Annotated in this window: 25 protein-coding genes and 1 pseudogene; 14 read left to right on the top strand and 12 right to left on the bottom strand. The window is 70.9% G+C overall.

Annotated features, from left to right (window positions below; translation table 11 throughout):
* Nucleotides 1-4 precede the first annotated feature (4 nt).
* Nucleotides 5-1,708: a LuxR C-terminal-related transcriptional regulator gene (locus E1262_RS12225; protein WP_132103415.1), complete on the top strand. Its 1,704-nt coding sequence runs from the start codon at nt 5-7 to the stop codon at nt 1,706-1,708.
* A gap of 120 nt (nt 1,709-1,828) precedes the next feature.
* Entirely contained in the window at nt 1,829-3,226 is a 1,398-nt protein-coding gene (locus E1262_RS12220; protein WP_203453794.1) for an FAD-binding oxidoreductase, read from the top strand.
* Here the strand turns inward: E1262_RS12220 and E1262_RS12215 are convergent.
* Entirely contained in the window at nt 3,217-3,870 is a 654-nt protein-coding gene (locus tag E1262_RS12215) for a hypothetical protein (RefSeq protein ID WP_132103414.1), read from the bottom strand. The two genes, E1262_RS12220 and E1262_RS12215, sit on opposite strands and share 10 nt — an antisense overlap.
* A gap of 86 nt (nt 3,871-3,956) precedes the next feature.
* Here E1262_RS12215 and E1262_RS12210 point away from each other — a divergent pair, with 86 nt between their 5' ends.
* The 4 genes from E1262_RS12210 (at nt 3,957) to E1262_RS12195 (ending at nt 6,604) form a co-directional block, all read left to right on the top strand.
* Nucleotides 3,957-4,412 carry a site-2 protease family protein gene (locus E1262_RS12210; protein ID WP_132103413.1) on the top strand — a complete coding sequence of 152 codons (456 nt, stop codon included), beginning with the start codon at nt 3,957-3,959 and terminating at the stop codon, nt 4,410-4,412.
* A gap of 231 nt (nt 4,413-4,643) precedes the next feature.
* Complete coding sequence (locus E1262_RS12205; protein WP_132103412.1) at nt 4,644-4,832, top strand: hypothetical protein; 189 nt, start codon at nt 4,644-4,646, stop codon at nt 4,830-4,832.
* Between the two features lie 723 nt (nt 4,833-5,555).
* Entirely contained in the window at nt 5,556-5,768 is a 213-nt protein-coding gene (locus tag E1262_RS12200) for a hypothetical protein (RefSeq protein ID WP_132103411.1), read from the top strand.
* Between the two features lie 245 nt (nt 5,769-6,013).
* Nucleotides 6,014-6,604, top strand: coding sequence for a hypothetical protein (locus E1262_RS12195; protein WP_132103410.1), 591 nt, complete (start codon nt 6,014-6,016; stop codon nt 6,602-6,604).
* A 406-nt stretch (nt 6,605-7,010) separates the two neighbouring features.
* Here the strand turns inward: E1262_RS12195 and E1262_RS12190 are convergent, their stop codons facing one another.
* Nucleotides 7,011-7,460, bottom strand: a complete 450-nt coding sequence (locus E1262_RS12190; RefSeq protein WP_132103409.1) for a PDZ domain-containing protein — start codon at nt 7,458-7,460, stop codon at nt 7,011-7,013.
* Nucleotides 7,461-7,505: 45 nt separating this feature from the next.
* Complete coding sequence (locus E1262_RS12185; protein WP_132103408.1) at nt 7,506-8,006, bottom strand: GNAT family N-acetyltransferase; 501 nt, start codon at nt 8,004-8,006, stop codon at nt 7,506-7,508.
* Nucleotides 8,007-8,466: 460 nt separating this feature from the next.
* Here E1262_RS12185 and E1262_RS12180 point away from each other — a divergent pair, with 460 nt between their 5' ends.
* The 3 genes from E1262_RS12180 to E1262_RS12170 all read left to right on the top strand — a co-directional run bounded on the left by E1262_RS12180 (nt 8,467) and on the right by E1262_RS12170 (nt 12,358).
* Complete coding sequence (locus E1262_RS12180) at nt 8,467-9,867, top strand: tetratricopeptide repeat protein (protein WP_132103407.1); 1,401 nt, start codon at nt 8,467-8,469, stop codon at nt 9,865-9,867.
* Between the two features lie 425 nt (nt 9,868-10,292).
* Nucleotides 10,293-11,735 carry an MFS transporter gene (locus E1262_RS12175; RefSeq protein WP_132103406.1) on the top strand — a complete coding sequence of 481 codons (1,443 nt, stop codon included), beginning with the start codon at nt 10,293-10,295 and terminating at the stop codon, nt 11,733-11,735.
* Between the two features lie 149 nt (nt 11,736-11,884).
* The gene (locus E1262_RS12170) at nt 11,885-12,358 is read left to right on the top strand and encodes a GNAT family N-acetyltransferase (protein ID WP_132103405.1); all 474 of its coding nucleotides are present in this window, start codon (nt 11,885-11,887) and stop codon (nt 12,356-12,358) included.
* 25 nt (nt 12,359-12,383) lie between these two features.
* On the opposite strand, the gene E1262_RS12165 is transcribed toward E1262_RS12170, so the two are convergent.
* The 6 genes from E1262_RS12165 to E1262_RS12140 form a co-directional block, all read right to left on the bottom strand.
* Nucleotides 12,384-12,992 (bottom strand): DUF1707 SHOCT-like domain-containing protein, encoded by a 609-nt coding sequence (locus tag E1262_RS12165; RefSeq protein ID WP_132103404.1) that lies wholly within the window; start codon nt 12,990-12,992, stop codon nt 12,384-12,386.
* A 38-nt stretch (nt 12,993-13,030) separates the two neighbouring features.
* Complete coding sequence (gene rpmG, locus E1262_RS12160) at nt 13,031-13,195, bottom strand: 50S ribosomal protein L33 (RefSeq protein ID WP_132103403.1); 165 nt, start codon at nt 13,193-13,195, stop codon at nt 13,031-13,033.
* Nucleotides 13,196-13,228: 33 nt separating this feature from the next.
* Nucleotides 13,229-13,351: a type B 50S ribosomal protein L36 gene (ykgO, locus tag E1262_RS12155; RefSeq protein WP_132103402.1), complete on the bottom strand. Its 123-nt coding sequence runs from the start codon at nt 13,349-13,351 to the stop codon at nt 13,229-13,231.
* A 127-nt stretch (nt 13,352-13,478) separates the two neighbouring features.
* A complete protein-coding gene (locus E1262_RS12150) occupies nt 13,479-14,081 on the bottom strand; it encodes a TetR/AcrR family transcriptional regulator (protein ID WP_132103401.1) in 603 nt (200 codons plus the stop codon).
* Between the two features lie 78 nt (nt 14,082-14,159).
* Nucleotides 14,160-14,966: a strictosidine synthase gene (locus E1262_RS12145; RefSeq protein WP_132103400.1), complete on the bottom strand. Its 807-nt coding sequence runs from the start codon at nt 14,964-14,966 to the stop codon at nt 14,160-14,162.
* 25 nt (nt 14,967-14,991) lie between these two features.
* Complete coding sequence (locus E1262_RS12140; RefSeq protein WP_203453793.1) at nt 14,992-15,741, bottom strand: alpha/beta fold hydrolase; 750 nt, start codon at nt 15,739-15,741, stop codon at nt 14,992-14,994.
* Nucleotides 15,742-15,984: 243 nt separating this feature from the next.
* Between E1262_RS12140 and E1262_RS12135 the strand changes: the two genes are divergently transcribed.
* Together E1262_RS12135 and thrS are read left to right on the top strand one after the other, a co-directional pair.
* Nucleotides 15,985-17,229 (top strand): MFS transporter, encoded by a 1,245-nt coding sequence (locus E1262_RS12135; RefSeq protein WP_203453792.1) that lies wholly within the window; start codon nt 15,985-15,987, stop codon nt 17,227-17,229.
* A gap of 492 nt (nt 17,230-17,721) precedes the next feature.
* Entirely contained in the window at nt 17,722-18,969 is a 1,248-nt protein-coding gene (thrS, locus tag E1262_RS12130; RefSeq protein ID WP_275261706.1) for a threonine--tRNA ligase, read from the top strand.
* A gap of 7 nt (nt 18,970-18,976) precedes the next feature.
* On the opposite strand, the gene E1262_RS12125 is transcribed toward thrS, so the two are convergent.
* Nucleotides 18,977-19,582, bottom strand: a complete 606-nt coding sequence (locus tag E1262_RS12125; RefSeq protein ID WP_132103397.1) for a TetR/AcrR family transcriptional regulator — start codon at nt 19,580-19,582, stop codon at nt 18,977-18,979.
* A gap of 87 nt (nt 19,583-19,669) precedes the next feature.
* On the opposite strand from E1262_RS12125, the gene E1262_RS12120 reads away from it, so the two are divergent.
* The 3 genes from E1262_RS12120 (at nt 19,670) to E1262_RS12110 (ending at nt 23,045) form a co-directional block, all read left to right on the top strand.
* On the top strand, nt 19,670-21,100 hold the full coding sequence (locus E1262_RS12120) for an MFS transporter (protein WP_132103396.1): 1,431 nt from the start codon (nt 19,670-19,672) through the stop codon (nt 21,098-21,100).
* A gap of 83 nt (nt 21,101-21,183) precedes the next feature.
* Nucleotides 21,184-22,119 (top strand): NAD-dependent epimerase/dehydratase family protein, encoded by a 936-nt coding sequence (locus E1262_RS12115; protein WP_132103395.1) that lies wholly within the window; start codon nt 21,184-21,186, stop codon nt 22,117-22,119.
* Complete coding sequence (locus E1262_RS12110; RefSeq protein WP_132103394.1) at nt 22,116-23,045, top strand: RNA polymerase sigma-70 factor; 930 nt, start codon at nt 22,116-22,118, stop codon at nt 23,043-23,045. Before E1262_RS12115 ends, E1262_RS12110 begins: the two co-directional genes overlap by 4 nt.
* A 231-nt stretch (nt 23,046-23,276) precedes the next feature.
* Here the strand turns inward: E1262_RS12110 and E1262_RS32065 are convergent.
* Together E1262_RS32065 and E1262_RS12105 are read right to left on the bottom strand one after the other, a co-directional pair.
* Nucleotides 23,277-23,462: pseudogene (locus E1262_RS32065) on the bottom strand (DUF6398 domain-containing protein); the annotation flags it as partial.
* A gap of 139 nt (nt 23,463-23,601) precedes the next feature.
* Nucleotides 23,602-25,518, bottom strand: a complete 1,917-nt coding sequence (locus E1262_RS12105) for an HNH endonuclease signature motif containing protein (RefSeq protein WP_132103393.1) — start codon at nt 25,516-25,518, stop codon at nt 23,602-23,604.
* Nucleotides 25,519-25,596 lie beyond the last annotated feature (78 nt).

Raw genomic sequence — 25,596 nt, 5'->3', positions numbered from 1 at the left:
GGCGTTGTTCGAGGGCGTGTCAGGCCGGGGCGACAGGTGTACGGTGAATCGGGATGATCCATCGGGGAGGGTGCCGATGCCCGCGGATCGTGCGGCGGTGCGGAGGGCTTGGACCGAGGCCGGCCGTGGGGTGTGGCCCGAGGTGTACCGGCTGCTGCATGATCAGGACCCTGCGTCGCTCGGGGCCACCGGTCTGGAGGCACTCGCCGATGCGGCCTGGTGGTTGTCGCGGGTCGAGGAGTCGCTGGCAGTCCGTCGGCGAGCCCACGCAGCGTACGTCGCGGCCGGGGATGGGCGCCGGGCCGGCTACAACGCCTGGATGTTGGCGACGGAGTACGGGTTCATCGGCAAGGACGCGCTGGCCGCGGGCTGGTTGACCAAGGCGCGGCGGCACTTGGCCGATCTGCCGGAGTGCGAAGAGCAGGGCTTCCTCTGCTTCGCCGATGCCGAGCTCGCGGCCCGGGCCGGAGACCACGAGCAGGCGCTGCGGCTGGCTCGGCACATGGCCGAGGTCGGCGCACGTTGCGAGAGCCCGGATGTGGTCGCGATGGCTCGCCTGCTCGAGGGCCGGCTGCGTATCGCCGGCGGCGACACGGCGGCGGGTCTGGCCCGTCTCGACGAGGTCATGTGCGACGTCATGGCGGGTGTGCTCGGCGATCTGGTGACGGGCTGGTTGTACTGCCTCGCCGTGCCGATCTGCTTTGAGCTGTCCGATATGGGTCGCGCGACCGCCTGGAACGACGCCGCCATGGCGTGGTGTGCGACGCTTCCGGCCGGGACGCCCTTCCACGGCCTGTGCCGGGTCCATCACGTCGAGCTGCTCGGTCTGGGCGGCGCCTGGGACGAAGCCGGGACGGAGGCCGTGCTCGCCTGCCGAGAGCTGATGAACTACCACCCGAACATGGCAGGCGAGTCGTTCTACGTCGCCGGTGAGCTGCGCCGGCGGATGGGAGACCTACCCGGCGCCGAGAAGGCATTTCTCACCGCCCACGAACTCGGACGCGACCCGCAGCCGGGCCTGGCCCTGCTCCGTCTCGCCCAGGGGAAGGCGCAAGCGGCCGCCACGGCCCTGGCTGCCTGTCTGGCCAGCGGCGACTGGGGTCTTCTCAGCAGGGCACGGCTCTTGGCCGCCCAAGCTGAGGTCAGCGTGGCCATCGGCGACGTCGAGACCGGCCACGACGCGGCACGTCACCTCGAGGCGATGGCCGGTGCGTCCGGATCACGGCTGCTCGAGGCGCTGGCGCTGCAGGCGAGCGGAACCGTGGCCGTCGCCGGCGACGACATAGCCGACGCGCTCGCTCGGCTACGCCGCGCCCGCACGCTGTGGCTCGACCTGCAGTTGCCCTACGAGGCAGCGCAGGCCCGGCTGGTGCTCGCGACCGCGTATCGGGCCGCCGGCGACGATGACACCGCCGAGCTCGAGTTACGCGCTGCGCGGTCGGTCTTCGAGCGGCTCGGGTCGTCCGCCGGTCTGCGGCGGGTCGAAGAGCTCCTCGGCTCGCGGCGCGACCTGCCTGCCGGGCTCACCACGCGTCAGCTCGATGTGCTTCGGCTCGTGGCCGCGGGCAAGACCAACCGCGACATCGCGGCGGAGCTGGTCATCAGCGCGAACACCGTGTCGCGCCATCTGGACAACATCTACGCCAAGCTCGGCGTGTCCACCCGCGCTGCCGCGGCGGCTTTCGCCTACACCAACGGCCTGGCCTGAGCGCCACTGCATAGTGCGTTCGGCCCATGGGCTGCCTCGACGAGTTGGGGTGTTCGCGCGAGGCGCTCGCCGTCCGCGCCGATCCACACTCGGTGATGAGCCGAGGTTGGGAGGCAGGCGATGGCGCTCACCGACATGTCCGTCGACCCGAGGGTGGTCGAGAATCTACGCGCTGCGGTGCGCGGCTCGGTGGTCGAACCGGGCGATGACGGTTACGACGAGGCGCGCACGATCTACAACACGATCCACGATCGCCGGCCCGCGGCGGTAGTGCGCGCCGAAAGCGCCGCCGACGTGGCCGCGACCGTGGCTGCTGCCCGTGACCACGAGCTGGTGCTGGCGGTGCGAGGCGGCTCCCACGGCATCGCAGGCTTCGCCACCTCCGACGGCGGGATCGTGCTCGACCTGGGGCCGATGCGGGGGCTGCGGGTAGACCCGCAGAGCCAGACCGTGCGCGCCGAGCCGGGACTGACGTGGGGCGACCTCAACCACGCCACCCATGCGTTCGGGCTCGCCGTCACCGGCGGGATGGTGTCCACCACCGGCATCGCCGGGTTGACCCTGGGCGGCGGGCTGGGCCACCTCGCGCGGCGGTGTGGGCTGACCTGCGACAACCTCATCAGCGCGGACGTCGTCACAGCCGACGGGCGCCTGCTCGTGTGCAGCGCGGACGAGCACCCCGACCTGTTCTGGGCACTGCGCGGCGGCGGCGGGAACTTCGGGGTCGTGACGTCGTTCGAGTACCGCCTCCACACGGTCGCGGACATTCTCGGCGGCCCGACCTTCTATCCGCTGGACAGCGACGTCGTACACGAATACCTCGACCTCCTGGCCGACGCCCCCGACGAACTGAACCTCGTCCTCGGGCTCGTGCAAGCCCCACCGGCGCCCTTTGTTCCCGAGGCATGGCACGGCAAACCCGTGTGTGCGGTGTTGACGTGCTGGAGCGGCCCGCGCGACCAGGACGACCAGATCCGCGGCCGCCTCGAACAGCTCGGACCGGCGGTCGGTCAGTTCGTCGACCGCATGCCCTACCCAGTGATCAACACCTTGTTCGACGACCTACTGCCCTTCGGGCTGCGCCACTACTGGAAAGGGTGCTTCAACGCGAGCCTGTCGGACGCAGCGATCGACGTACACATCTCCTTCGCTCGGACGTTGCCGACGCCGGAGTCCGCCACGCTCATCTTCCCCATCGACAGGGCATGCCACCGCGTCGGCCCGAACGAGACCGCCTTCGGGTACCGCGACGCCAACCTCGCCGTCGGGATCGGCGCGACCTGGCACGAACCCGCGGACGACGCCGCCAACATCACCTGGACGCGCGCCTACTATGAGGCGCTGCGGCCCAGCGCAATGGCAGGCGGCTACGTCAACTTCTCCTCCGACGACGACCCCGCGCAGATCCAGGCGAACTACCAGCACAACCACCGCCGGCTCGTCGAGGTCAAACGCCGCTACGACCCCGGCAACCTGTTCCGCGTCAACCAGAACATCCGGCCCGACAGCTACACCTGACGGTGGTCGACCGCCGGCGCCGACACCGCCGGATCCGGCTCAGGTCGACGGTGTCCGCGGGTGTCAGCCTTCCGCTGTCGCGTCAGGACAACGCTGGCGCCGAGCATCCAGGCGAGGAACAGCAGCAGCGGCAGGAGGAATAGCTCGGCCGTCGCAAGCGACAGCGGCGCGATGACGATGGCGGGCCATGTCAGCCACGCAGGGAGAAGGCGTATACGGCGCGCGGTGACCGCGGTCGCGAGCAGGAGCACGGCGATTCCGACCATCCCGATCGAGAGCAGGAAGTATGACATGTTCCCGAGCAGCATCGCGACGTTGGGGTCCAGTCGGTAGCTCTCCGAGAAGTCGACAGTCAGCCCGATGGCGTTGCTCACCACGAGGTGGACGAGGAGGATGCTGGTGAAGACCAGGCCACCCCCGAATGCCAGGAGACCCGGGTTCCCACGCGAGCGTCCGGCCGTATCGAGCGCGAGCTTGAGCCGCACCAAGAACCACGGGAAGATGAACGCCGCCAGCGTTCCCCTGCTCAGTGCGAGCCAGCCACGTGCCTGGTTGGCCGAGTCGCTGTAGTAGGCGAGGAACTTCTCGGGAGCATCCTCGGCCGCGGTGTCGATGTTGGCGCCGAGTGCCAACGTGGCGATCATCAACGGGACGAACGCGAAACCGGCAAGGGCGCCCGAATCGACACGGGCCGGTGGCGTCGCGTCGGGCGGGTAGGACGCCCGCCGACATGTCGGCCGCGGCATCGAGCGCGATGACGATCGGCCTGGCCTTCGGCCGCTTCCCGGCCGTGCACCCGGGACGCAGCACCGTCGCGTATGTGCTCGCGGCGCTGGTCACTTCGGTGTTGTTCTTCGCCTCGCTGCCGGCGCACGAGGTCTCCCACGCCGTGGTCGCACGGCGCAACGGCATCGAAGTCGAGGGCATCACGCTGTGGCTGTTCGGCGGGGTCGCCGAGCTCGAGGGTGAGCCGCGGACGCCCGGTGCGGACTTCCGGATCTCCGTCGTCGGGCCCTTGGCCAGTGTGGCGACGGCTGTCGTCGCCGCCATCGTCGCGGTCGGACTCGATGCTGTGCGCGCGGCACGCGCGTTTCTCGGCGGTGATCGTCGTGGTGATTGCGGTCGTTGCCGTCTGCTGGGGCGGTACGGTTGCGGACAGCTGGTCGGACTACTGGTGCGCCCTTGATCGCGACAGCCGTCACCGGCGGCAATGTTTTCGACTGGCAGCGTCCAGCCTCCATGATCGGGCACCCGGGCAGCGCCGCGAGGCACGGATCGGATCAACCGTGGCACAGTCGATCGACCCGTGCCGCCGTGGACGGTCGGCGGACGTCGGGGGATGGAAACAGAACTCCGGGATAGTGTGGAGGTGTCACAGCTCCACACGAATGCTCTCTGCAGGCTGGGTGGAGGAGCCATGTCCGCCCACAAACCTCTCGGGCCGTTGCGACGCTGGCTGGTCGACGAAGCGACGCCCCAACGGCTCATCTTGGCATTCATCCTGGCTGTACTCGCCCTCTCGTCGGCATTGGCCATGCTCGCCGACACGCAGGACACCGGCAGGTCGGAGATGATCGAGATCGAAGGCCCGGCAAGAACCGGGTGACCAACCTGCGCCGCGACGAGCGCGCAGATCAGAACCGAGTCGTTTCTCATCACCAGGTCGAAATGCCGCGTCGGGGAACGCGTGCGTCTGCCCTTCGGCGACCGCGAACGTGACGTTGCGCAGGCCCTCCACACTGCTGAGCTCCGCGCGCCTCGTCGATCCACAGCGACCAGACTCCGACGCTCGGCGCGTGACCCTGGGCCGCGATCTTGGCGCCGCTCGATCCCCGGTGTCGATATCGAGTGCGGCGCGCGGAAGGGGGGTCCGATGCCGCGGCTCGGCGTCGTGGTCCAACGCTGCCTCGCCGAGGCTGCCGGCGCCGACCCGCAGCCCCAACTGCCTCCCTCCCGTCACGTGCGCGGAGCACCTCGGGTGCATGGCCGACGATCGGAGCTGATCCACGAGATCGGACGACCGAGCACGGACGACTCAGCCGCCCCGACTCAGCTCCATACCGGCGGGTTGGATGTTGGAGTGCGTCCCTTCGGTTCTGACCGTCGTGGCCACGAATCCGCATGTATCGGCGCATCAGGCGAGCCGGGTCGACGAGATCGGGCAAATCACCGGGCGTAGACGAGCGGCTCGCACCCGGTGGCGGCCGGGGACTCTTCACAATCGGCGAACGCCGGCCCATGCGGGCCGAACATCCCGTTTCCTACGGGCGGGACGGGGCACGGGTCTGAAGTACGCAGGTAGGTAAGCCTCCGCACCACGGGAACCACCATGATCGAACCACATGCATCCGACATCCGCCGGATCGACCAAACGCTGCGTGAGCTCGCCAAGGACCTCCGTCGTCACGACGATCCCGTCGATGCGCTGCAGATCAGCGAGTCGATGGACGCGTTGCTCGACGAACGCCTTGAGCTGATGCACGAAGCTCGAAGCCCGGGACTGTTCTCTTTCGAGCGATCGTGGAATCCGAGCGGTCGCTGACGCGGGCTCCCGGAGCCGTTTCCGAAACACACCAGAACCAGCGACGCCAGCCCGAGCTCGGCCAGCGCCGGCAGGGTCCCGATGAGCATCAGCTCGACGACGCGGTGCTTCATGAGCGCGACGTAGGAGCCCGGCGCATCGCGGCGAGGCTCGCCGACGGCGAACGGAGACGGACACCGTTAGGGCACCGGGCGACCGGGTAGGGGCCACCAAATCCACGCTCCGCGATCAAGGGGGACCGCGCCATGGCCGACGAGCTTCGCGTACCCGACCACCTCCCCGTGCTCGGTGCGGCACGACACTTCGACCCTCAGGACGGCGTGTGCCTGATGGAATACGCGTCCGTGCTCGCCGGTGAGCCGTTCAGCGATCATCCACAGTGCACTCATCCGCACCTCGCCCACGTGGCGCGCCTGGTCAATGACCTGATCTCTGACGCGGCCCGGCCGCAGCTGGCGATCCTTGCTCCTGACCTGATCGGCACCGCCACGACCTCCCCGCTCGTGCTTCCGCGACTCGTCGTCACTTGCACACGAATCGCGCTCGAGGTGGACCCGCTGTCACGCCGCCTCTGGCGGCAACTCAGGCGGGCGGAACGACATCTCGACCGCCTGAACGGAGGACGATCCACGCACCTGTGGGCTGGCACGACGGCGTTGTGGCTCGCGGTCCACACGGTGGCATCGTCGAAGCTGACCGAACGGAATCAGCTTCTCGCCCGCTTGCTCGTGGAGTCCGTTCGCGTCTGCCGCAGTGAGATGCTCACCGACACGCAACCGCGTGCCGGGGTCGTGGCGCGTCTGTCGCTCCACAGGATGCGCCATCCCGGCATGTGAAGTTCGCGGGTCTGGACGATCTCAGAATCGTAGGCTGAGCACCGGCCACCTCGGCGGGATCGCGGTCGAGGTGGATCGTGTTGTCGCCGCGCCACAGCGTTGCCCAGGATGAGCTGCGTCTTTCACCCAGGCCGGCGAATCCTCCGCCGCCGACCTCGGGAACCGGACGCGACACTCGTTCGATCAGGGGAAGGCGCCGCGACTCACCGGCACGTGTCGGTCTGGCCCACGACTATGGGCGCGCCACTATCTCTGGTGCTAAATAGAGCGCTGCCCCAGCATCGTTGAGTCCAGTCGGTGGACGCTGAGCCACGCTTCGCCTTTGTGCCGCACCGCGACCGGCCTTCTTGCGAGCATCCGGGATCGTCAACGCGCATGAGCTTCTCGTCGGGTGCCCTCGCCGCTCTTACGCCCAGCCGTCGTCGTTGTCGCGCTCGTGTCTCGAGCCAGGACCGGTGGCCACCACGCGATGCGCCTCGTAGAACCCCGGCTCATGCCGAGCATGCCCGAGGAAGTCCTCGATCGTCGGAACCGGCTCGCCGGCGATGGCGGTGATGATGTCGCCGCGTTCGAGTCCGGCTCGCGCGGCCGGTCCGTCGTCCACGACATCGGTAACGAGCACACCCTGATCGATGTCGAGACCGAGCGCCGCCGCGATCTGCGGAGTGATGCGCCCCGGGACGATCCCGACGAATGCGTGGGTCGCGGTGCCGTCGTCGAGCGTTCTTTCACCCGCAGTCGTGCGGCCCCGCCCTTTCGTTGATCTTGGAGTTGTTCGGCCATCTATCGGACATATCGCCCGCATTGCCCGAACAACTCCAAGATCAACGGGGGGAAGACTGTCGGTGGTCGGCACTGGCGGCAACCTGCGCCGGCCCGTCCCCACCAGCAAGATCGCGGCCTAGGGCTGGAGCACCAGATCGCACTGATACCAGGTGCCTGGCTTACCGCCGAGGTGGGCCGGGTCGGCTGGGCCGACCGGGACGAACCCGGCTTTGGCCAGCACCTTCTGCGACGCGACGTTCTGGTGGGCGGCCGCCGCCCGCAGGGTGCGCAGACCGTGCCGCGACGCCGCCAGCAAGCACAGCTCCCGAACAGTCGCGGTCGCCACGCCACGGCCAGCAACGTGCTGCGCGACCCGGTAGCCGAGTTCCGCAATACGGTCCTCGATGTCGACCAGATTGAACCTGCCTAGCACCGATCCGTCCTCGGCGACGAGCACGTAGAAGGCGCAGATGCCGGCCTCCTGCTCAGCCAGCAAGGCGTTGTACCGGTCGGTGAACTGGTCGAAGTAGTCGTCACCGCGGTCGGAGACCGAGGCAGCGAAGTAGGCGCGGTTCGCCAGCTCGAAGGCCAGCACCGCCGAGGCATGACCAGCATGCAGCTGCTTCAGCTCGGGCATTTGCCCGACCCTACCCAGACGGCACAGCCGGGCACTGGACCACCCGCACTCGTTGATCACCACCGTATCGATCTTGCTTTCCGCATGAGCCGTAGATCGACATGCGCTGCTACCAGGAAGGAGCCCACGACGCCGATCGAGTTGACGCGAGCCGTAACTGGTAGAAATTGATCAAAAAGGGGCACAATAGATCACGGGATGCAGGGAGTGAGTCGTGACACGCGACCGCGGGGTCCGCTGGCGGTCCTCGCAGCAGCAATCGGCACGACTGTTGGTGTTGACAGTCGCGGTGATGCTGAGCGCCGTCGCGGCGCAGTTCTGGACCGATGCTCCATGGTGGCTCGTCCTCACGCTCACCAGTCTTGTCGCGGTGGGCTTGCCCTCTGTGTCATGGCTGAGGCAGCGCGCCGCCCATGCCGACTGGCGGGACCAGGCCGTCGAATCCACGGTTCGCACATCCGTGCAGGCCAGCGACCTGCAACGAGTCGCCGATGTCACGCTCAGTGAGTTCGGCGTCCACCGCTCGCACATCTACATTCCCTACATCGAACGTGACGCGCAGGCCGCGGTGGTGGAGCTGCTCCGGCTGCGCGAGCCGGTGCTGGTGCTGGGGCATTCCATGGTCGGCAAGTCCAGGCTCGGCGCCGAGCTGCTCCGCCGCCATTTCGGCGACCGTCCGCTCGTCATCCCCACACCACCGCGTGGCCTCTCTCAGCTGTTCGGCGTCGGCGCCACCCCTGTCGACGCGGCCATCTGGCTCGACGACCTCGAACGCTACCTTGGTCCGGACCACTTCCGGATCGAGTGGCTCGACCGCGCAGTGCGCGCCGGGAACGTCGTCGTCGCCACCATGCGCGCCTCGGCGTACGAGCAGTTCTTGCCGACGCGCGACCTCCACCCGCCGCAGTGGGAGCTGCTCGAGAGGTTCCGCACGGTCTGGATCCACCAGGACGAGAACGAGCGCAGGCGGTTGGCGTCACGGGTCAGCGACCCGAAGATGCGAGCCGGGATCGCCCGGTACGGTCTTGCCGAGTACATCGGCGGAGGGGTCCTCGCCGTCGAACGGTTCAACACCGGTGAGTCACAGCATCCACTGGCGACGGCCATGGTCCGGGCGGCTGCCGACTGGCGGCGCGCCGGCCTCGAGATCGTGCCCGAGCCGGTGCTCCGTGGGCTCGCGCCCGCCTACCTGCCACCGTCGGTCCAGCGCGATCCGGACGGCGACGCGGGAGGCGCGCTGGCATGGGCGGGCGAGATGATCGACCAGACAGTAGCGCTCCTCGAGCCGACGCCCACGGGCTGGCGCGCCTTCGACTTCATCGTCGACCACCTGGCCGACGCGGGCCGGCCGGTCCCGGATGCCACGTGGGCGGCTGTGGTCGCAGGCGCCGGCGACCAGCTCGTCACGGTCGGGTACGCCGCCGCGGTCGTGCACAGCCGGTTCGACGTGGCCGAGCTGGCCTGGCAGCGCGCCGCCGAACGCCGAGGCGACGTCGTCGCCATGATCAACCTCGGCCTGCTCCTCGAGCAACAGGGCCGCCACGACGAGGCCGAACGGTGGTACGACCAGGCGGCCGACGACCGGGGCGTGGCAGCCGTGATGCCCGATCTCCGCCTGCTCCTCGAGCAAGGCGACCACGAGCGGGCCCGGCGGGGGTGGCAGCGGGTCACCCGGCCATCGGATCTTGCGGGCGTCCTGGCCGTGCTGCGGCATCTGCTTGCTGACGTCTTTGCCGGCAGGGCGCAGGTCCAGCGGACCCGACCCGACGCGCGAACGTCGACCGCAGCCGCATCTGCCCGACGACGAGCCATCCGCCGGTTGCACTCGCGGCATCCTGACCAGCACCGCGCTGCCCGCTGACACGCCGCCGCGGTCAAGGAGCCGCGGTCGCGACGACGGCGCCTGGCGTGATCCGCACGGCCGCGACGTCACGCAGATCGCACAGCGGCAGAACCGGCTGTCGCCGGCGGCCGGGGTCGCCCTCCCGCCAGGCATCCGCGGCCGCGGCGAGGTCGACGTACCACCGCAGGTGCCGATCAGGAACGACGGTGTCCTGCTGCGCTTCGCTGGGCGGGCAGCGGCGAACGCCCGGATCGTCTCGAGCAGCCGGTTGCTCCCGCACAGGTCGGTCACCGCACGCACCTCATCGGCCCGGCCGACGAACGACGTCGCCGGCTGCGATGGCCGGGCGCCGCACCTCACCCACGCCTCTTGCATCCGGTGCCATACCCCCCTAGGGTACGTCTTGTTCCGAGATATACCCCCTACGGGTAGGGAGTACTACGATGTCTTCCGCACCATCGCCGGCGGCGTCGCGCCGCTGGCTCGCCCTGGCGTTGATCGCCACCGCCCAGTTCATGGTGATCATGGACACGTCGATCATCGGCGTCGCACTGCCTGAGATCCAGGCGGATCTGGGCTTCGCCCAGGGCGACCTCTCCTGGGTGTTCAACGCCTACGTCGTCGCCTTCGGGGGCCTGCTCCTGCTCGGCGGCAGGCTGTCGGACCTGTTCGGCGCCCGCCGGCTGTTCGGCATCGGCTGGTTCGTGCTGCTGGCCGGCTCGGTCGCGGCCGGCGCGGCGAACAGCGTCGCCGTCGAGCTGACCGGACGCGCCGTGCAGGGCGTGGGCGCCGCGCTGATCGCGCCGGCGGCGCTCACCCTGCTGATGATGCTGTTCGGCGCCGAACCACGGGAGCTGACCAAGGCCCTGGCCGTCTACGGCGCGGCCGCGCCGGCCGGCGGCACCGCCGGGGTGTTCCTCGGCGGCGTCATCACCGAGTACGTCAGCTGGCCGTGGGTCTTCTACATCAACGTGCCGATCGCGCTGATCGCACTCGTGGCCACGCCCGCCCTCATGCCCTCGGGCGGTGCCGGCGCCCGCGGCGGCGTCGACGTGCTGGGAGCACTGACCGTGACGGCCGGTCTCGGCACGGCCGTCTACGCGATCGTCCGCGCGCCGGAGGCCGGCTGGGGCTCCGCCTCCACCTGGCTGGTCCTCGCCGGGGCCGTCGTCCTGCTGGGCGTGTTCGTGGCGCTCCAGGCCGCACGGCGTGCGCCACTGATGCGGCTGTCGATCTTCCGGACGCCGGACCTCGGCGCCGCGAACCTCGCGCAGCTGCTGCTCGGCGGCGCGTGGATCCCGATGTGGTTCTTCCTGAACCTCTACCTGCAGCAGGTGCTGGGGTACAGTGCGTTCCCCAGCGGTGCCGCGCTGGTGCCGATGACCGCGCTGATCATGATCGGGATGATCGCGCTCGCGCCTCGGGCGATCGGCCGGTACGGACCCAAGGCGATGATCGTGACCGGCCTGGCGATGCTCGCCGCGGGCCTGGCCTGGCTGTCACTGATCCGGCCCGGCGGCTCGTTCTGGGTGGACGTGCTGCCCGCGTCGCTGGTCGCGGCACTCGGCATGTCACTGGCCTTCATCCCTTCCCTGGGCACGGCCATCTCGTCGGCCCGGCCCGAGGAGGGCGGGCTGGCATCGGGCATCGTCAACACCAGCTACCAGATCGGCTCCGCCCTCGGCCTGGCCGCGATGACCGCCGTCGCGTCGGCCTACGGCGCAGACCGGCTCGGCGACCTGCCCGCGCTGTCGGACGGGTTCTCGGCCGCGTTCCTCGGCGCCGCCGGCATCGCCGTCGTCGGCGCGCTGCTGGCCGCCGTCACGCTGCGCTCCCCGCAGCCGGCGGACGCGGCACCGGTGGACGTGTCCGCCGGCCGCGGCTGAGCCGCCCCGCCGCACGGCGTCGCCACGGCGCCGTGCGGGGGCCTTGCTCGGCGTGCCCAGGCACGTTCCCATCGCCCATCTCTTGCGCATACCCCTCCCGGGTATCTAGTGTTACCCCCACGGGGTATTTGTCGCAGGAGGAGACGACGATGACGAACACGCTGCAGGTGGAGATCGCGCCGGCGACGATCGCGGAGACCCAGGCGCTGACCGCCATGGTGCGCACGTCGAGCGCGTACTCCGGCGACTACCGGGTGATGGTCGCGAACCAGACCATCGACGCCGCGTACATCGGGCGGCACCTGACCCGCGTCGCGCACGGGTCCTACGGTGAGCTGCTCGGGTTCGCCACCCTCCAGGTCCCCGGGCGCGGCGGGCCGGGCGAGGGTGAGGTCGACTTCATGTTCGTCGCCGACGACGCACAGGGACGCGGCATCGGGCGGCTCATGATGGACGACCTCCGGGCCGAGGCCGCGAAGCTGGGCCTGCACCGGCTGCACGTCGTCTCACACCCGCCGTCGGCCGGGTTCTACCGCAGCTGCGGCTTCCGCGACGCCGGCATCATCGAGCCGTACGGGCGGATCGGCTGGAGCCGGCCGCACCTGATCCTGGACCTCGGCTGACCCCTCGACGGCGCCGGCGCCGGCGTCAGGCCTCGAGACGCTTCCGCTGCGCCTTGCGCAGCTGCCGGCGGCGGCGCCAGCGAGGGCGTCGCACACTGACGCTGCCCATGTTCACCGAGCCCGTCACGAAGACGACGGCGCGCGGGTCGGCCGGCCGCTCCCGGAGCTTGACGTCGACGCTGGAGAACCGCGTCTCGACGTCGACCTCGGCGGCGATGTCCTCGGGCACCACGAGCTGCAGCGAGGACGTCGACAGCTCCACCTCGACGCGGCACCCGGCCGCGGCGAACGTCGCCTCGGTGAAGTCGAGCACCACCGAGGACATCGACGCCCTGACGGTGAGCCGCGGCGGGACCACCCAGCGGCCGGTCCGCTGCACGGCAGAGCCGTCGGCCCGGATCACCACCGGCTCGGCGGCCGGACGCGCGGCGACGCCGTCGTCACCGAGGTCGGCGACGACGGCGTCGAGATCGCCGCGCGTGCGCGCGGCCAACGCCGAGCCCAGCCGGTCGTCCAGTTCGTCGAGGCCGAGCCGGCCGTCGGCGGCGGCCGCGCGGATGCGCTCGGCCACTTTCTCACGCTCGGCGTCGGAGACGCGCTGCAGCGCGGCGCGCTCGGCGTGGTCGTCGGCCATGACGGCGATCTTACGACCGCCGCTTGGCCGGTGGACCGTCAGCGATCCTCGCGGAACTCCACGTGCCGCCGGGCGAGCGGGTCGTACTTGCGCAGCACCAGCCGGTCGGGGTCGTTGCGGCGGTTCTTCCGGGTCACGTAGGTGTACCCGGTGCCGGCCGTCGAGCGGAGCTTGACGACGGGGCGCAGTTCGGTGCGTGCCATGGGGTCCTTTCCGGAAGCGGGAGTGGGACGGCGTCAGCCCTGGCGGGCATTCAGCCGCGGGTTCTGCTTGTTGACGACGAACAGCCGGCCGCGGCGGCGTACGACCTGCGAGCCCGGCTGGTTCTTCAGCGACCTGAGCGAGTTGCGGACCTTCATCGTGACACCTTCTTTTCCGAGAACGCTTCTCATAACGTTCCCCACGGCGCCGATGTTCCCGCGTCGCCGTTCGCCGCGGCGGCGGCAGCTCGGCGACCGGAAGGACGCGCGGCTACTGCCGTTGGCGTCAGCGCGGCAGCAGGACGCCGACCTGCCTCCGGATGTCCTGCATGATCTCCTCGACGCTCGAGGCGATGTTCACGCTCGCCGCCATTCCGAGGAACATCACAGCGGACACGATGCGTGCCAGCGTGGCGGCATCACCCTCTCCGACCCGCTCGTCTCGGCGCAGCACGGCGGCGACGGCCTCCTCGGTCTGCGCGACGATCGCCAGCGCTTCGCGGTGACGGGGCTCCTCGGGGTCGCCGAACACCATCTCTCGCAGGTAGGTGCGCCCGTTGTCGATCTGGACGCGGTTGCATTCCACGATCGGCCGGACGATCGCCAGCACGGCATCGAGCACACCGGGGATGCTCGCGGCGTCCGCACGGCCCTGCTCGAGCGCTTCGGCGTAATGGGCGTTCTGCACAAGCAGAAGGAGCTCGCCCTTGGTCTTGGCGTAGAGGAACAGTGTTCCGGTGCCGATGTCGGCCTTCTCGGCTATCTGCTGGGTCGTGACCTCGTCGACACCGAGTCGGGCGAACAGCTCGCCAGCGGCAGCGGTGATGCGGTCGAGCTTGTCCTGCTTGTTCCGCTCGCGCCGTCCGACCGGCTGGGAAGCGAGAGACATGACGGTGCCCTCCAGGGCGATAGACTCTGACTGCGCTCAGTAATGATTTTAGTCACGTCCTGCCCTCGCCCTCGCCGCTCACTCCTCGCACCGCGGCAGGATGTCGCCGTTCCTGACGTAGGTGAGGGCGGCAGCGACGTCGTACGCGTGGATCGAGGAGGCGAGCGGTGCCAGCTGGTTGGACAGTTCCTCGATCACGCTGCTGGCGAAGAAGGCGTCCCGTGACGCGGTGCCGGTGAACCCGAGGATGAGGGAGGCGTGGAAGTGCTGGTCGCCGGGATTGTCGTGTGCGACGTTCGGGGTGTTCCACAGCTGTTCGATCCAGGGCAGGAACGTCTGCGTGCGCAGCTCCCGGAGCATTCCGGTGCTGGCGAGCGCGGGACCGAGCTGCTTCTTGACGAACTTCCGGAACTCGCCGGCGCCGACCCCGTCTCTGCGGCGGAGGTAGACGAGGGCGCGGGCACCGACCTCTTCTCCCGGGGCAGCGACGTCGTACCAGCGGGACGATTTCGGCGGGCCGGCATAGAGCAGGGTGCGGCGGAACACGTTGATCTCGTCCTGGTAGGCCAGCTGCGTCTGCTTGCGCCCTTGCAGGGGCGAGAGCGCGGATCGGAAGGCGACCTCCGCGACGCCGTCGATCTTCCGGTCGACGGGGATCGAGGTCTCCACGCCGTCGGTCACCGGCCACCGGCCCGGGTTGTGCTTGCGGAGGTAGATCTGCCGGTACTCCTCCAAGCCCGGAGTGGCGGAGATGATCCCTGAGTGCGGGCCCTTCCAGTGGTCCATGCCGGTCTGGCGGGGCTGGTCGGTGCGCATCCACAGCAGGATCGAGGAGGTGAAGTGCCTCTTCACGTCCAGTTGCGCGGCGGGCGGTGAGGTGCTCATGGCGTTGCCCTTCTCTTCCGGGCGGTCATCGGGCGAGGAACTCGACGGCGACGGGGGCGAACTTCTCGTGGAACTGGAAGATGCCGCCGTGACCGGAGTCGGGGTAGATGATCAGCTCGGACCCCTTGATGCGGCGGTGGAGGTCTTCGGAGAGGACCGAGGGCACCATGCGGTCGTTGTCGCCGTTGGCGATCAGGGTGGGCTGGGTGATCGTCGACAGGTCGTCGGGGGTGGAGCGCCCCCACTTCTTGATCGCCTTCAGCTGCGTTTGGAGCGCCGGGAGCTTGAACGGTGCGTCGCGGTCGACCGTGCGCTCCTTGAGCCGGTTGACGAACGCGCGCGCGGCGGGCTTGCCAGTGGCGTTGCGGTTGAAGAACAGGAACTCCTTGGGGTCTGACCGGGTCAGGGCGGCACGCAGTATGTCCCGATACTTAGTGCCGGCGACCTTGTCGATGTCCTTGCCGCCCTTCGGCCCGGTGCCGGTGAGGACGAGCTTGCGGACGAGCTCCGGGTGCTTCACCACGAGGGCCTGGGCGACGAAGCCGCCGAGCGAGAAGGTGAAGAGGTCGATCTTGTCGAAGCCGAGGGCCTTGATGAACGTGTAGGCGTCGTCGGCCATCGCCTCGACACTGTCCGGCACCCGGCCCGTGGACGCCCCGACACCTCGATTGTCGAAGGCGATGACGTGACGACCCTTGGCGATGGGGTCGATGATCCGGGGGTCCCAGTTGTCGAGGGTGGCAGCGAGGTGGACGAAGAAGACGACGGTTGTCAACGAACGTCTCCGTGGATGGAGTCGCTCCTGTTCCACCTGCGCCCACCGGCGTCAGCCCGGGTGCGGTGCACGAACGCCCACCGTGCAGCCAGCGGGCCTCGAAAGCGCTACGAGCCGCTAAGCGGTACAACGCGCCGACGCCGGATTGGCCCTCCGCCGAGCGACGGGTAACGTACCCCACCCCTAGCGACGCCTCCGTCGCCGGCGGGTGGGGCACTACCCGCCCGATCGATGGAGGCCTTGGTGTCCACCCCTTCCCCACTGCGGCAGCGCGACTTCCGCCTGCTCCTGCTCGGCCAGACGACCAGTCAGTTCGGCGCTCAGGTCAGCGGCATCGCGATCCCGCTGCTCGCCGTCGTCACGCTCGGCGCGTCCGCGCTCGAGGCCGGGCTGCTGGCGGCGGCGTCGACGGTCGCGTTCGCCGTCATCGGACTGCCCGCCGGCGCCTGGATCGACCGCCTCCGCCGCCGGCCGGTGCTGATCGCCGCCGACGTTGCTCGTGCCCTCCTGCTGGCCACCATCCCGCTCGCGGCGGTCGCCGGCGTGGTGACGGTGACCCAGCTGATCGTGGTCGCTCTGTTGACCGGCGTCGCCCGGGTGTTCTTCGACATCGGGTACCAGAGCTACCTGCCGGTCGTCATCGGCCGCGACCGGGTGCTGGCCGGCAACTCCGCCATGGAGACGGTGCGCGCGTCGGGCCAGTTCGCCGGCCCGGGCCTGGGCGGCTGGCTGACCGGGCTCCTCGGTGGGGCGATCGTCGTACTGATTCAAGTCGTGACGTTCGCGGTGTCGGCGGCCGCGCTGGCCGCGATCCGCACCCCCGAGCCCGCGCCGTCACGGGCCGAGCGCACGCACCTGCGTGCCGAGATCCGCGCCGGCCTCGCCTTCGTCCGGCACACCCCCGCACTCCGTGCCACCGCTCTGACCAGTGCCGTCGCCAACTTCTGCTTCGCCGTCGCCGCCGCGGTCTCGATGATCTTCATGGCCCGGACGCTCGAGCTGCCGCCGTCGGCGATCGGCCTGATCGTCGCGGCCGGGTCGGCGACGGTGCTGGCCGCCGCCGCGGTGACGCCCTGGCTGTCGCGGCGAGTGGGGTCGGCCCGGCTCGCCTGGCTGTGCCTCACCGTCACCGGCCCGGCCGGCCTGCTGATCCCGCTGGCCGAACCCGGCTGGACGGCGATCGCATTCCTGATCGTGGGCATCGGCGCCGGCGAGGTCGGCCAGATCATCTATGCGATCGCGAGCGTGAGCCTGCGCCAGCGGATCACCCCGGACGAGCTGCTCGGCCGGGTCAACGCGACCATGCGGGTGCTGATCATGGGCGCGTTCCCGCTCGGCGGTCTGGCCGGCGGCGTGCTCGGCGAGTTGGCTGGGCCGCGGGCGACGCTCTGGGTGGTCGGCGTCCTGACGCTGCTGACGCCGCTGCCGGTCTGGTGGGCGCTGCGCGGCGTCCGCGATGTCGACGACCTCGGCCCGGCCGGCCGTTGATCATCACGGGCAGTGGCGGCACGCAGCGGCGCCAGCGTGTCCGCCCAGGCGACGAGCTCGTCGAGCATCGTCCCAGCGGCCGCCACCTGGCGCTCGCACGGCGCCGGCCGTCGAGGTCGAAGTCGGCGAGGTCGACGACTTCGTAGTCGGCGTCGCCGCGCCGTCCGGCGAGGTCGAGGACCCACTGGGCGACGGCGGGGCCGACGCGGTCCGGGCGGGAGTTCGCCTTCGCCGCCGCGTTCGAGCACGAGTACGCCCGGCCGCCGGGCCGGTATCGCAGCGAGCGGACGGCCGCCTGAGCCGGCGCGGCCCGGCGACAGCCGTCGCACTAGGCGTCTTCCCGCGCTCAACGTAATCCGCGGGCGTTCACCGTCGGCCGGATGCTACGGTCGGCGCCATGCAGCGCGCCCAGCTGACGACGACGCCGGAGACGGTCCCGGCGCGCTGATTCCTACCCACCGACGCCCGGGGCGAGTGCCCCGGAGCGCCGCCGTGTGGTCACTCGCCCTCTGTTTCGAGGAGACCACGATGTTCGACCACCGCCGGCTCGGCCGCGAGCTGGACCTGTTCGGCTCCGATCCGCTCATCGGCGCCGGCCTGCCGTACTGGCTGCCGGCCGGCGCCGCCGTCCGCCACGCGCTCGAGGAGTACGTCCACACCGCCGAACGGCGGGCCGGCTACCAACACGTCCACTCCCCCGTGCTGGCCAAACGCGAGCTGTACGAGCTGTCGGGCCACTGGGCGCATTACCGCGACGACATGTTCCCGCCGATGGACGTCGGCGGCGAGGAGCTCGTGCTGCGGCCGAGCCTGTGCCCGCACCACGCGCTGATCTACCGCTCGCGCGGCCGCTCGTATCGCGAGCTGCCGCTGCGGCTGGCCGAGCTCGGCGGCATGTACCGCTCCGAGGCGTCCGGCGTGCTCGGCGGGCTGACCCGGGTGCGGTCGATCCAGCTCAACGACGCGCACGTCTTCTGCGCCGCGTCGGACGCGGCCGAGGAGGCCGCCGCCGCGCTGGAGCTGATCCGCGCCGCACACGCCGCGATGGGCATCGCACCCGCGCGGCTTCGGCTGTCGCTGCCGGGTCCCGGCGGCAAGTATGCCGGAGCGCCGGCCGCGTGGGAGCGGTCGACCGCGTTGCTGGTCGAGGCGCTGGAGGCATCCGGATCGGACTACGAGTCCCAGGAGGGTGAGGCCGCGTTCTACGGCCCCAAGATCGACGTGCAGATCGCCGACGCCGCCGGCCGCGAGTCGACCCTGTCCACCGTCCAGATCGACTTCCACCAGCCGGAGCGGTTCGGCCTGGAGTACGTCGGCGCCGACGGCGAGCGGCACCGGCCGGTGATGGTGCATCGCAGCGTCATCGGCAGCCTGGAGCGGGCGGTCGCGCAGCTCATCGAGGTGCACGGTGGCGCGTTCCCGCCGTGGCTGGCGCCGGTGCAGGTGGTGCTGGTGCCGGTGGGACCGGAGCAGGACGAGGCCGCGCGGGCGGTGGCCGGGCGGTGCATGGACGCCGGACTGCGGGTCGAGGTCGCAGGCGCAGAGCAGGGCAGCGTCGGCGCCCGCGTCCACGCCGCCCGGCTGGTCCCGTACGTCGCGGTCGTGGGTGCCCGTGAGGCCGGCGCGGACGAGGTCGCGGTGCGGCTGCGCGACGGCCGCCGGCTGGACGCGCTGCCCGCCGCCGATGCGGTCGCCCGCATCGCCGCCCTGGTCGCCGCTCACACCGTCGACATCTGGTGACCGCCGGTCATCCCGTGGCCGTCACCTGGGGAACGGGGTCGCCGGGCGGCGTGAAGGCGGCCAGCAGCGTGGCTGTGATCGCGTCGGCCGCGGCCTCGGCGGCCAGCCGCCCGGCGCCGATCTCGTCTGCCGCGCCGTGCACGACGGTGTAGAAGACGGCGACCAGCCAGTCAGCGGGCAGGTCGAACCGGAACACGCCGGCCGCGCGGCCGCGCTCGAGCAGTGAGCGGACCCGCCGCATCGGGTTCTCGTGCAGCTTGCGGATCCGCTCCGGTGGGAGCGTGTGCTGCGCGGCGACCAGCAACATCCGCGACTCGTCGATCACCTGCCAGCTGGACGCGACCAGCCGCGCCAGCGCCTGCCGGGCGTCGCCGGTGAGGTCGACGGCGTCCAGCGCCTCGTGCGCCCGGGTCACGGCGCGGACGAACACCGCGTCGACCAGCTCGGTGCGCGACGCGAAGTGGCCGTAGAGCGTCACCCGGCCCACACCGGCCGCCGCGGCGATGTCGGAGACGCTGGCGTCCGGGTCGCGGACGAGGCAGGCCGCGGCGGCGTCCAGGATCGCCGCGACGTTGCGCTGGGCGTCGGCGCGCTTGCCTGTCGTGACCGGCATCTCGGTCTCCCACCTTGTCGAACAGCATTGTTCGAGTTACTGTACCGTGCATAAGTCGAACATAGTTGTTCAGGTTAGGAGCTTGAGATGTCCATGCATCCGCCCGCCGCCGACCGTTGGCGGCTTCTCACGCTGCTCGGCCTGGCCCAGTTCATGCTGGTGCTCGACGTCACGGTGGTGGCGGTGGCGCTGCCGGACATCGGCGCCGACTTGTCGCTGTCGCGCACCGCGCTGACGTGGGTGGTCTCGGCGTACACGCTGATGTTCGGCGGTCTGCTCCTGCTGGGCGGCCGGCTGGCCGACCTCGTCGGCGCCCGCCGTATCGTGCTCGCCGGACTGACCTTGTTCACGACGGCGTCGCTGGTCAGCGGGCTGGCATGGAACGCCGAGTCGCTGATCGGCGGCCGCGTCGCCCAGGGCGCCGGGGCCGCGCTGCTCTCCCCCGCCGCGCTGTCGATCGTCGCGACCACGTTCCACGGGACGGAGCGCAACCGCGCGCTGGGCGTGTGGGCGGCGCTGGGCGGCGCCGGGTCGGCGGCCGGCGTGCTGGTCGGCGGGCTGCTCACCGCCGGTCCGGGCTGGTCCTGGATCTTCTACGTCAACGTGCCGGTCGGGCTCGTGCTGGTCGCCCTGCTGAGGCGGCTGCTGCCCACCCGGCGCGCCGCCTCGTCGCACGCCGGCAGCCCCGGTCCACGGCGACTGGACGTGCCCGGCGCCGTGCTCGTCACCGTCGGCACCGCTGCCCTCATCTATGGCCTGGTCAATGCCGGCGACGACGGCTGGACGGGCTCCTCGACCGTCGTGCCGGTCGCCGCCGCGCTGGTCCTCTACACCGTCTTCGCCGTGCTGCAGCGACGCCTGCGAGCGCCCCTCATCGATCCGTGGCTCATCACCCGGCGGCCCGTACTGACCGGCGTGCTGCTCATGCTGGTCGCGACCGGGCTGCTGATCTCGGCGTTCTTCCTCGGCTCGTTCTTCCTGCAGCACGTCCGCGGCCACGGCGCCCTCATCACCGGCGTGCTGTTCCTGCCGGTGGCGGTCGCGGTAGCGGCCGGTGCGCACGTGGGCGGCCGAGCCGTCGGCCGGGCCGGCCCCCGCCTCGTAGCGGCCGTCGCGTTCGCCGTCGCCGCGGCCGGGCTCGCTCTCGCCGCCGTCGCCACCATCCGGGGCGACGGCGCCTCGGACACGGCCCTGCTGGTGACGGGCATGAGCGTGGGCACCGCCGGGCTCGGGGCGACATTCGTCACCGCCACCACCAGTGCCCTCGCGCACGTCGACCACCACGACGCCGGCCTGGCCTCGGGCATCGTGAACACGTTCCACGAGTTCGGCGCGGCGCTCGGGGTCGCCCTCGCGTCGAGCATCGCGGCCGCCGACCTCGCCCCCGGCGCCACCGGCACCGGCGGCTTCACCAGCGCCTACGCGGCCGGTGCGGCGGCCGCGGTCGTCGCCGGGCTGGTCGCATCGGTGCTGGTCCCGGCGGGCCGCCCGGCGACGACGGTGGTGCCGGTCCACTGACGCCGCGGCTCGATGTCACAGCCCGCCGGGGCCGTCTCGTCTCGGTCAGAGACAGGCCCACGGAATCGGGACGGTGAACGATCATGCGAGTGTTCGTGGCGGGCGGGAGCGGAGCCATCGGCCGGCGGCTGGTGCCGCAACTCGTCGCCCGCGGTCACCAGGTGACGGCGACCACGACGAACCCGCGCCGGCTGGGCCTGCTGACGCGGCTGGGCGCCGAGGCGGTGGTGATGGACGGGCTGGACGCGGCGTCGGTGGGTGAGGCGGTAGCGCATGCCCGGCCGGACGCGATCGTGCACGAGATGACCGCCCTCTCGTTCGCGCACGCCGGTAAGCCGGACTTCCGGCACCCGGAGCGGTTCGGCGCTCTCACCAACCGGCTGCGCACCGAGGGGACCGATCACCTGCTGGCCGCCGCCGAGGCGACCGGCGTCTCCCACCTCGTCGCGCAGAGCCTCGCGATCTGGCCGGCGAACCGCGAGGCCGGACCGGTGGCCGACGACGACCGGCCACCGCTCGAGCAGCTGCCGGCGAAGCTGCGCATCATGGCCGAGCCGCTGCGCCACGTGGAGGGTGTCGTGGTCAAGGCCGGCGGTGCGGCGCTGCGCTACGGCGGGTTCTACGGCCCCGGCGGCGGCATCGAGGAGCAGATCGACCTGGTCCGCAAGCGACGGATGCCGGTCATCGGCGGCGGCACCGGCTACTTCTGCTGGGTCCACATCGACGACGCCGCAGCCGCTACCGTGCTGGCCGTGGAGCAACAGGCGAACGGCGTGTTCAACATCGTCGACGACGACCCGGCCCCGGTCCGTGAGTGGCTGCCGTACCTGGCCGCGTGTGTCGGCGCGAAACGCCCGCGCCGGATCCCCGCCTGGCTGGTCCGGCCGCTGGCCGGTGAGATGGGGGTGGCGATCATGACCCAAGGCCGCCCGTTCTCCAACACCAAGGCCAAGCGGGAGCTCGGCTGGCAGCCGCGCTACCCGACCTGGCGCGAGGGCTTCAAGGACGAAGCGGCATGACCAGGACCGAGGAGTTCGAGGAGTTGCGGCCGCTGTTGTTCTCCATCGCGTACCGGCTGCTGGGCAGCGTCAGTGAGGCCGAGGACGCGGTGCAGGAGACCTGGCTGCGCTATGAGACCACCCCGACCCAGCCGAGGTCGGTCAAGGCGTATCTCTCGGCGGTGGTGACCCGGATCTCCATCGACGTGCTGCGCTCGGCCCGGGTCCGGCGTGAGGAGTACGTCGGGCCGTGGCTGCCCGAACCACTGCTCACCGATCCGTATGAGGATCCGGCCCGGTCGGCGGAGCTGGCCGATTCGGTGTCGATGGCGGCGTTGCTGCTGCTGGAACGGCTCAGCCCGTTGGAGCGGGCGGTGTTCGTGCTGCGTGAGGTGTTCGGGTTCGGCTTCCCCGAGATCGCCGCGGCGGTGGGCCGGTCGGAGGCAGCCTGCCGGCAGCTCGCCGTCCGGGCCCGGCGGCACATGGACGACGGGCGGCCCCGGTTCGCCGCCGACCGCCACGAACGCGAAGAGCTCGCGGCCCGCTTCTTCGACGCGCTGCGCGACGGTGACGTCGACGGGCTGCGGAAGCTGCTCGCCGCCGACGTGCAGATGGTCGGCGACGGCGGCGGCAAGGCGCCACAGCTGCCCAGGTCCGTCGTCGGCGCGGACAAGGTGGCCAGGGTGTTCGGCTCCGGCTTCGCCTGGCTGTTCCGGGTCGACGTCACCCTCGAGCCGCATGACGTGAACGGCCAGCCCGGTGCGATCTTCCGCGACCGCGACGGCAAGGTCGTCGCCATCCTGGCGCTGGACATCCTCGGCGGCCGGATCCAGATGGTCCGCTCGGTGATCAACCCCGAGAAGCTCGCGCACACGGGTCCGGTGGCCGATCCCTGGGCGCTGGCCCGCGAGGTGAACCGGATGCGCCGTCCCCACGATCATCGCTGATCCGAGGTGCGAGCGCGCAGCTCGGCGTTGCGCCGCACCTGGTCGCGCAGGCTCCACACCGAGCTGCGCGACCATGGCGTCGATGGGCGTCCGCGGGTCGTTCGACCAGAACAGCCCAGTGTCCTCGCGAGCGGAGCAGTGGTAGCCGGCGCGGTCGCCGAACGTCTCCCCGAAGACCAGCCCGTCCCGCAGCGGGGCGCGGCGATCGTGCCGGTGTCGAGCGCCGAGCAGCCTGGCCAGCTCGTCGGTACGCAGGTGCGGGCGCTGGGCCGGGTCGGAGAGGAAGTTCACTCGGCCGATCGCGTAGACGACGCCCGCCGCCCAGATCCGCCGGTCGCCGCGCAGTAGCGGCGACGGACGCTTCCGCGCCAGCGCTTCCACGAGCCGCCGGCTCAGCGGCGCATACTCCTCATCGAGATGGTCTGCGCATCACGCGTCCGTGATCGCCACGATCTCGCTCACCACTGGTCGCAGAGCGACCGGTGCAGCCGTCGTGTCGTCACCGGAACGGACCTACGTGACGCAGGCAGCGGTGACCGTCGCTGGTGCGGAAAGCTCAGAACGGCGGGGTGTCTATGAGGCCGACGTGCCTGGGATGTTGTTGCGGCGTCGTTTCCGCCGTGTCGATCGGTTCGGCGGTCGGCCAGGGCTCGGGTAGGGCGGACATGACTGGTGGTGGTCGGCTCACGTAGGTGTGGCCTAGCGGGCTCGTCCACACCGTGCTATCGGGCGTGAGCTTTCTGAACCGCCAGCCGCCGTCGTGTTTGAGCCGGTGGTCGTGACGGCAACAGGAGCCCAGGTTCGCCTCGTCCGTCGGTCCGCCGTCGGCATGGTCGACGGCGTGGTCCTGATCGGTGCGGCTGGCCGGCGCCCGGCAGGCGGGGTGGGTGCAGCAGCGGTCGCGGATCTGCACCACCCGCCGCAGCCAGGCGTGGGCGGACCTGCGGTGCTGGTCGGCCGCCTCGATGTCGGCGCGGTCGGAGCCGGCCGGAAGGCTGGCGGCGCGTTGACCGGCGATGTCGGCGAGCACCGCGCTCCAGGCGGGGTGGCGCTCCGCGGCTAGCGCGGTGAGCCACGTCAGTTCGTCGGCTTTGACCTGCAGCTCGACGATCGCCGGGCGACCGCGACCGGTAGTGCGTGCCGGCATCGGCGGTGCGGTACCGGTCGGCGCGGTGGGCCGGTGGTGGGTGGTCCCGCTGTCGATGGGGCGGCCGTGGTGGTCACAGACGACCCAGCGCCATTGCGCATTGGTCATGGACGCCACCATCGGCCGGGCCAGTGTCGCAGGGATGACATCCCACCCGGCGATCTCGGCCGGGTGCTCGTGCACCCCGAGCATGGCGGCCACCTCGACCCGCAGCTCTCGCACGCTCCATCCGCTCGGAGGAGGGCCGTCAGCGGCCGGGCGCGGCGCGGCCGGGCCGACCGGCTGGCCCGTCTCGGTGTGGCCATCGGCATCACCGTCACCGTCGTGGCCGCCGGTGGCGGTGCCTGGCTCGGCAAGGTCCGCGAAGGGGTGGGCGAGGACATGGTCGACGATCTGGTCCTCGCTCAGGTGCTCGAAGGTGCCGTCGAGCATGCCGAGATAGAGGTCGGCGCGGATGTGGTCGGTCGGCCGGGCGTCGCCGGCGTGCTTGCAGGCCCGGGCGAGGGTGTCGATGCGGTCGCACGCCGCCGCGGCACGGTCGACGGGCAGGTCCAGCCCGTGCAGGTTGGCGGTGCCGTCGTCGTTGCGCGACCCCTCGACCCGGCGGCCCTTGACCGCTGCCCGGTAGCGGCGTTCGGCCCAGCCGGGGTCGATGGCGATCGCGGCCCGTTTGATCCGGTCGATCAGCTCGCCCACCAGCAGTGTGCCCGCCCGGGGCAGCAGGCCGGTGATCACCTGCGCGGCCTGGTCGTTGTTCAGCCCGATGGTCCACTGGACGAACGCCCGCGCCCGCGGCTCGTCCAGTTCCCCGGCCTCCATCGCCTCGCCCAGCATCGGCAGCCGCTCGTGTACCTGCCAGGCGAACTCGAACGTGCTGTCGGCGCGGCGGCGCGACCACACCAGCGCGGCCCGCGCCTCCTCGGCGGCGAACTCGCCCGGCCACTCCACCCGGGACACGCCGTCACCGCTGTGCGCCCGGCGCATCCCGGTCTCCAGCAGCGCCCGCAGGAACACCGCCTGCGCATGACAGGCCTGCCGATAGGCTGCGGTCATCACGTCGACCGTGTCGTGCCCCCTCACCCGGCGCACCGGGACCCGTGCCAGCGCGGCAGCCAGCTCGGGGCCGGGCTCCATCGACTCGAACCCGCCCGGCAGCGGCACGGGGTCCGCGGACAGTTCCCGAGTGCTGCAACGGTAGCCGCTGCCTCCGGCTAGGAATCCGGCTACCGCGTCATCGAGCCGGCGCACGGCGGGTTCGTCGTCGGGCACCAGCCTGATCTGCACCACGGACCGAAGGCCGGCGCCGCTGCCGAGCGAAGCGACCACGCCGACCTCCTTCCGTCACGAATGCACGATATCACTGCATGTAGACATCATATTTCGAACGCTAGATCGACGCAACTC

It is taken from the genome of Jiangella aurantiaca, from assembly GCF_004349105.1.
In the GTDB taxonomy this organism is placed as follows: domain Bacteria; phylum Actinomycetota; class Actinomycetes; order Jiangellales; family Jiangellaceae; genus Jiangella; species Jiangella aurantiaca.
Note: the sequence above shows the minus strand (reverse complement) of the source record. Positions and strands in the feature narration are given on the sequence as shown.

Coding starts and splice junctions, on each gene's coding strand:
- E1262_RS12220 (WP_203453794.1), top strand. CDS start 1,829: ATGGCGCTCACCGACATGTCCGTCGACCCGAGGGTGGTCGAGAATCTA.
- E1262_RS12215 (WP_132103414.1), bottom strand. CDS start 3,870: ATGATCGCCACGTTGGCACTCGGCGCCAACATCGACACCGCGGCCGAG.
- E1262_RS12210 (WP_132103413.1), top strand. CDS start 3,957: ATGTCGGCCGCGGCATCGAGCGCGATGACGATCGGCCTGGCCTTCGGC.
- E1262_RS12205 (WP_132103412.1), top strand. CDS start 4,644: ATGTCCGCCCACAAACCTCTCGGGCCGTTGCGACGCTGGCTGGTCGAC.
- E1262_RS12200 (WP_132103411.1), top strand. CDS start 5,556: ATGATCGAACCACATGCATCCGACATCCGCCGGATCGACCAAACGCTG.
- E1262_RS12195 (WP_132103410.1), top strand. CDS start 6,014: ATGGCCGACGAGCTTCGCGTACCCGACCACCTCCCCGTGCTCGGTGCG.
- E1262_RS12185 (WP_132103408.1), bottom strand. CDS start 8,006: ATGCCCGAGCTGAAGCAGCTGCATGCTGGTCATGCCTCGGCGGTGCTG.
- E1262_RS12175 (WP_132103406.1), top strand. CDS start 10,293: ATGTCTTCCGCACCATCGCCGGCGGCGTCGCGCCGCTGGCTCGCCCTG.
- E1262_RS12170 (WP_132103405.1), top strand. CDS start 11,885: ATGACGAACACGCTGCAGGTGGAGATCGCGCCGGCGACGATCGCGGAG.
- E1262_RS12165 (WP_132103404.1), bottom strand. CDS start 12,992: ATGGCCGACGACCACGCCGAGCGCGCCGCGCTGCAGCGCGTCTCCGAC.
- rpmG (WP_132103403.1), bottom strand. CDS start 13,195: ATGGCACGCACCGAACTGCGCCCCGTCGTCAAGCTCCGCTCGACGGCC.
- ykgO (WP_132103402.1), bottom strand. CDS start 13,351: ATGAAGGTCCGCAACTCGCTCAGGTCGCTGAAGAACCAGCCGGGCTCG.
- E1262_RS12150 (WP_132103401.1), bottom strand. CDS start 14,081: ATGTCTCTCGCTTCCCAGCCGGTCGGACGGCGCGAGCGGAACAAGCAG.
- E1262_RS12145 (WP_132103400.1), bottom strand. CDS start 14,966: ATGAGCACCTCACCGCCCGCCGCGCAACTGGACGTGAAGAGGCACTTC.
- E1262_RS12125 (WP_132103397.1), bottom strand. CDS start 19,582: ATGCCGGTCACGACAGGCAAGCGCGCCGACGCCCAGCGCAACGTCGCG.
- E1262_RS12120 (WP_132103396.1), top strand. CDS start 19,670: ATGTCCATGCATCCGCCCGCCGCCGACCGTTGGCGGCTTCTCACGCTG.
- E1262_RS12115 (WP_132103395.1), top strand. CDS start 21,184: ATGCGAGTGTTCGTGGCGGGCGGGAGCGGAGCCATCGGCCGGCGGCTG.
- E1262_RS12110 (WP_132103394.1), top strand. CDS start 22,116: ATGACCAGGACCGAGGAGTTCGAGGAGTTGCGGCCGCTGTTGTTCTCC.